Genomic DNA, 5,238 nt, shown 5'->3' on the forward strand with positions numbered 1-5,238 from the left:
CAACCGGCACGCCAAACAAGCGAACCATTCACAGGCTGTTCAGAAGGGGATTTGGCCGCCTCCGGTAACCAGCTTCCCGCCGGCCCCCTCTCGGCGACTTAGAAAACAATACACCCACCCAACCCCCACCGCAAACCCACCTGGGCACCCCAGCGGGAGGGATCAAAAACCCCGGGTTTACGGGGATTTGAACGGCTTCATGCAGGTCTGCCGGACGGGTTCGGGGCTATTCGACCACTATGGAGCGCGTCACAGTCGGCCGAGGTCGATCAGGTCTCGAAGACCAAGGTGAACTCAACCTCCCGCTGGGGGACCAGGTAGGCCTCCAGCACGCCGGGACCGCAGGCCCCAGTTCCCACTCCCCGCTGGACGTGGTCGAGATAGAGGTAGGTGCGGCCGTCCGGCACCAGGTCCGGCTGATGATTCGCGGCATCCAGTGCCGCTTGGCTGTACTGCCTGGCTGTCAGCGCGAAGGGTTCCCCGCTCACGGCCAGATTGCCGCCGTCCAGCTTCAGGGTTGCGCTGAGCACGGCTGCGCGGGCGCCGGACTCCTGCGGGCGGACATAGTCCACTGCCAGGTCGGCGACGGGCAGTGAGTGCCAGCCTTGACGCGCGCCTTGCCCGGTGTCCGGATACGCCTGATGGGGCCCTAGGCCGAACCAGTCGGCATGCCGGGCTTCGGCGGCAAGAACGAGCTCCAGGCCGATCCGCGCCCAGGGTACGTCGCGTCCCCTATCGGTCCATTCCCCGTCAGGGCGCAGGCGGGTGTGCAGGCCGAGCCGTCCGCCGTCGCTGGTCCAGGTGTAGTCCACGAACACGCCGTACTGCTTGTCCGCTATGCCGACGCGCGTCCGGACCTCCAAGGCCTCGCCTCCCTCGGCATCCTGCACGGCCGATATGCCAATAAGCCGGGAGTGCAGCCGGTTGAGTCCTGCTCCGAGCCATCGCTGCGCGAGAGTCGGGGCTTCGGGGTCCCCCCACCAGTCCACCCCGCGGTCGTTGTCCGTCGGGGCGCGCCACAGCACGAGCCTGAAATCATCCACCGGCAGTCCGCCCAGGCGGGTCAGCGCTCCGGAGGTCCTGGAGAAAGCAGCCGGCCCCAGCCGCAGCTCATCAGTTCCCGCCTCGACTACGGCTACGGTGGCAGGAACGCGGACGGCCTCAGGAGGATTGAGAAGTGCCTGGCCCCACGCGACCTCATGCCCGGCCCCGGCCCATTCGGTTTCCTCTGCCAGTTCGGCCCGGACGGTCAGCACCGAAGCCGCGTCGCCGGCCAGGGCTGTCAGCCCCGCCGGCAGCGCAACGGTGGATTCGCTGTGGGGTGCCAACGGCGCAACCTCCACCGGACCGCCGTCGAGAGTGCCGCCGTCGGCCTCCACTGCGTAGCGGAACCGGAGGGCGGAAGAGTCCGCGAAGTCGAATTTGCTGGCGACGGTGAAGCTGGTCCAGTCATCCGCGACGGTGATGGCCAGCGGCTCAATGACCTTTTTGAAATCCAGCAGCCCCGGCCTCGGCTGGCGGTCTGCGTCCACGAGGCCATCGGTAACGAAGTTGCCGTCGTGAATTTCCTCACCGAAGTCGCCTCCGTAGGCGAAGTACTCGCGGCCGTCATCATCGGTACGGGTGATGCCGTGCTCCAGCCATTCCCAGACAAAACCGCCCATGAGCCGCGGGTACCGGTCGAAGAGCTCCTGATACTCGGTCATGCCGCCCGGGCCGGCGCCCATTGCGTGCACGTATTCGCACAGGACAAACGGCATGGCGCGGCGGCGGGCATCCAGCCCGGGATCGTCCAGTGCCCGCTCAATCCCCTGGCCGATCAGCGCCGTTTCTGCATGGTCCGCATACATCCGTGAGTAGACGTCCACGTAGGGCGAACTCCAGTCGCCCTCGTAGTGGATGGGCCGGGACGGGTCACGGTGCTTCGTCCAGCGGGACATCGCCGCGAGGTTGCGCCCGGTGCCGGACTCGTTCCCCAGCGACCACATGATCACCGAGGCGTGGTTTTTGTCCCGTTCCACAGTGCGCCGCATCCTGTCCAGCAGCGCCGGCTCCCACTGCGGGTCGTCGCTCGGGTTCTGCTTCCAGCCGGCGCTTTCGAAGCCGTGAGTCTCCAGATCGCATTCCAGCATCACGTAGAAACCGAGCCGGTCCGCGAGGGCCAGGAACTCCGGGTGCGGCGGGTAGTGCGATGTGCGGATGGCGTTGATGTTGTGCTGCTTCATCAGGCGGAGTTCGCGCTCCATGACCTCGTGCGGCACCGCCCGCCCGAGCCGCGGATCGTGTTCGTGGCGGTTCACGCCGCGGAGCAGGATCCGTTGGCCGTTGACCTTGAACTGGGCGTCCTCGATGGTGATGGTGCGGAAGCCAACACGAAGGTTCACGGTCTCCCCGGCGGTGCTCACCGTGGCCTCGTACAGTCGCGGCAGTTCGGCCGACCAGGGGTGAACCCCCGGGATGACCTGCTCGGTTCCAGCGGCCAGCTCCAGTTCCAGCTCGGGGAGGCGTACGACGGCGTCAATCGCCTCCCCGGCCCGGGTCGCCTCCACCTTGAGGATCCCTTCGCCGGTGAGGTGGTGGTAGCCGGCATGGACAAAGACGTCGTCGATGCCGTTGTGAGGGCGCGCCTGCAGCGTGACATCGCGGAAGATGCCCGGCAGCCACCACATGTCCTGGTCCTCCAAGTAGCTGGCCGCCGAGAACTGGGCGACGCGCACCGCCAGGGTGTTACGTCCCGGGACCAGGATGTCGGTGACGTCAAACTCGTGAGCCAGGCGGCTGCCGCGGGTTGTTCCGAGCCGGGTCCCGTTGAGCCACACGGTGCCGGCGGATTCGATGCCGTCAAAGCGCAGAACCGCCCGCGGAAAGAATTCGGATCCGGCGTCGAACTCCACGACGTGGTCGCCGATGGGGTTCACATCCGGAACGTGCGGCGGTTCAACCGCAAAGGGATACTGCACATTCGTGTACCAAGGCGCCCCGTGGCCATGCATCGGCCAGCTGGAGGGCACCGGCAGGTCCCCGAAGCCAGACAGGTTCTGGCCCTGCTGCCAGCCGTCCGCAGGGGCCAGCCTGGCGCCGCCGTGAAGCCGGAACTTCCAAGTGCCGTTCAGGACAATGCGGGGCGCATCGCTGTGGAGGTACGCGCGTGCCGGAAGCGCTCCCTCGGCCGGCGCTACCGATTCGAGCTCCCGGACCTCATTCGCCCCGGCGTCCAGGGAGCGGCCGGCGGATGCTGCCCGCCGTGAATCGACGGGCGCGGTGGATGAATCGAGTGACATGTTGGTCCCCTGCGTGGGCTCTGGATTGCTTTCGTGAACGTTCACGAATCCGTTCAAGACTACTGGGATGGGAGCCATTTGGGTAGGGGGTGCGCCCGTCCTCTCAGGCCGACTGGCGCAGCACCAGTCGGTGCCGGAGCACCAGCTCCGAGCCCGGTCCGCCCGGCTCAATGGAGACCGTGAGCAAGCCGTCCAGAAGTTCGACGGCGGCCCTCCCCACCTCACGCAGGTCCAGTGCGAGGGTGGTCAGCTCCGGCGTGAGCAGCTCGCCGAGCGGGATGCCGTCCATGCCGATCACGGCACAGTCCGCAGGGACAGCGCGGCCCGACTCCGCAAGGGCCTTGAGTGCACCCGCCGCCATAAGGTCGTTGAACACCACTATCCCGTCTGTGCGGGGGTGCTCCTCGAGCAGTCGCCCCGTCACTTGGCGGGCTTCCGCTGCCGATTCGGGGGAGACGGACACCGCCAGCTCGACGCCGGCAGCAGCGGCGCTGCGGGCAAAGGCCTGGCCGCGGGCAGTCACAACTTCCGGCGCGGAGCCGGGTGCATGCCCTCCTTCTCCTGAATGCCCGGACGCTACAGTGGCCCGGCCAGCCGCCGAATCCGCCCGGTCGATGTACGCGAGGTGGCGGCAGCCTCTGGCCTGCAGATGCTCGAGGGCGGCTTGCGCGGCATGCCCGTAGTCGAAGGAAACCCGGCCTGAGGCTGACCCCGCCGGCTGGTCGAGAACCACCAGGGGGCGGCGGCCAAGGATGGCCTGTGCTTCATCCGCGGCGTCCCCCAGGTATCCGATCACGGCGTCCACCTGGGGAGCGAGGCGTTCCACCGATTCGGCTCCAGTCGCTCCGCCATGTCCATAGTCATCCATGACGACGTGCCAGCCTCGCTGGGTGGCAAGCTCCACCACGCTGGAGGCAAATGCCGGGTAGTACGGGTTGGTGAGATCCGGAATCGCAAGACCCACCGACGTCCTCGCCCCCTGGACGAGCCCCTTGGCAAAGCGGCTGGGCGTGTATCCCAGTTCCCGTGCGAGGTCCTGGACCCGCCGACGCGTTTCCGGACGGATGCCCGGCATGGCGTTCATGGCGCGGGTAACAGTTTGCCGTGAGACACCGGCAGCCGCGGCCACATCAAGGATGGTGGCGCGCTTCGCCGGTCCGGAAGAGGCGCCCGGACCGCGGCCGGACGAAGCGCCCGGACCGCGGACGGACGAAGCATCGCCGGAAGGAGCATCGCCGGAAGGTGGAGTCATAGTTGGTAAGTCTAGATGCCGTACCAACTCCGCTGGTCGGCCCCTACAGCGGAACCCTCCCTCACTTTGCGTCGCTCCCCCGGCGACGCTCCCTCACTTGTCGCCGGGTCATCACGGGACGTTTCCTCGGTTGTTGCGGGGTACGACGGCGGTGTGGCGGGTGGGGTGCCTGGGCCGGGCTTGGGGGGCGGGGGGCGTGCACTCAGCTGCCGCAGTATGTGAGGGAGCGTCCACTCAGCTGCCGCAGAATGTGTGGGAGCGTCCGCTCAGCTGCCGCGAGTATGTGAGGGGGCGTGCCCTGGAAGGCGGCGGGTAGTGAGGGAGCGTCCAGTCAGCTGCCGCAGTATGTGTGGGGGCGTCCGTGTGTGGGGGCGTCGGTGGGGGTGGGGGTGGTTTTAAATGCGGGAGAGCCCCAACCGTGTGGTTGGGGCTCTCGACCTAATGGTTGTCCGGCGGTGACCTACTCTCCCACACCCCCCCGGGTGCAGTACCATCGGCGCTGTGGGTCTTAGCTTCCGGGTTCGGAATGGGACCGGGCGTTTCCCCCACGCTATGACCGCCGTAACCCTGTTACCCGGTCCCCCTTGGTGTGGGGGTTGGGAAATCTGGTGTTACAACATGTTCCTGCCGGTTAAGGCAGGTGTGGTGTTGTTATTCAGTTGTCGGTTCCTTGACGCAACGTGCCCGTGGACGGGTTTGTTGGTT

General features: G+C 67.1%; 2 protein-coding genes and 1 rRNA gene. All 3 read right to left on the reverse strand.

Annotated features, from left to right (window positions below; genetic code table 11):
• Positions 1 to 269 precede the first annotated feature (269 nt).
• Positions 270 to 3,281: a glycoside hydrolase family 2 TIM barrel-domain containing protein gene (locus AC3A3W_RS08825; RefSeq protein WP_487442011.1), complete on the reverse strand. Its 3,012-nt coding sequence runs from the start codon at positions 3,279 to 3,281 to the stop codon at positions 270 to 272.
• Between the two features lie 103 nt (positions 3,282 to 3,384).
• Positions 3,385 to 4,533 carry a LacI family DNA-binding transcriptional regulator gene (locus AC3A3W_RS08830; RefSeq protein WP_487442013.1) on the reverse strand — a complete coding sequence of 383 codons (1,149 nt, stop codon included), beginning with the start codon at positions 4,531 to 4,533 and terminating at the stop codon, positions 3,385 to 3,387.
• 447 nt (positions 4,534 to 4,980) lie between these two features.
• Positions 4,981 to 5,097 (reverse strand): 5S ribosomal RNA (rrf, locus tag AC3A3W_RS08835).
• Positions 5,098 to 5,238 lie beyond the last annotated feature (141 nt).

The sequence above is a fragment of the Arthrobacter sp. Soil_N43 genome (assembly GCF_057655195.1).

Coding starts and splice junctions, on each gene's coding strand:
- AC3A3W_RS08825 (WP_487442011.1), bottom strand. CDS start 3,281: ATGTCACTCGATTCATCCACCGCGCCCGTCGATTCACGGCGGGCAGCA.
- AC3A3W_RS08830 (WP_487442013.1), bottom strand. CDS start 4,533: ATGACTCCACCTTCCGGCGATGCTCCTTCCGGCGATGCTTCGTCCGTC.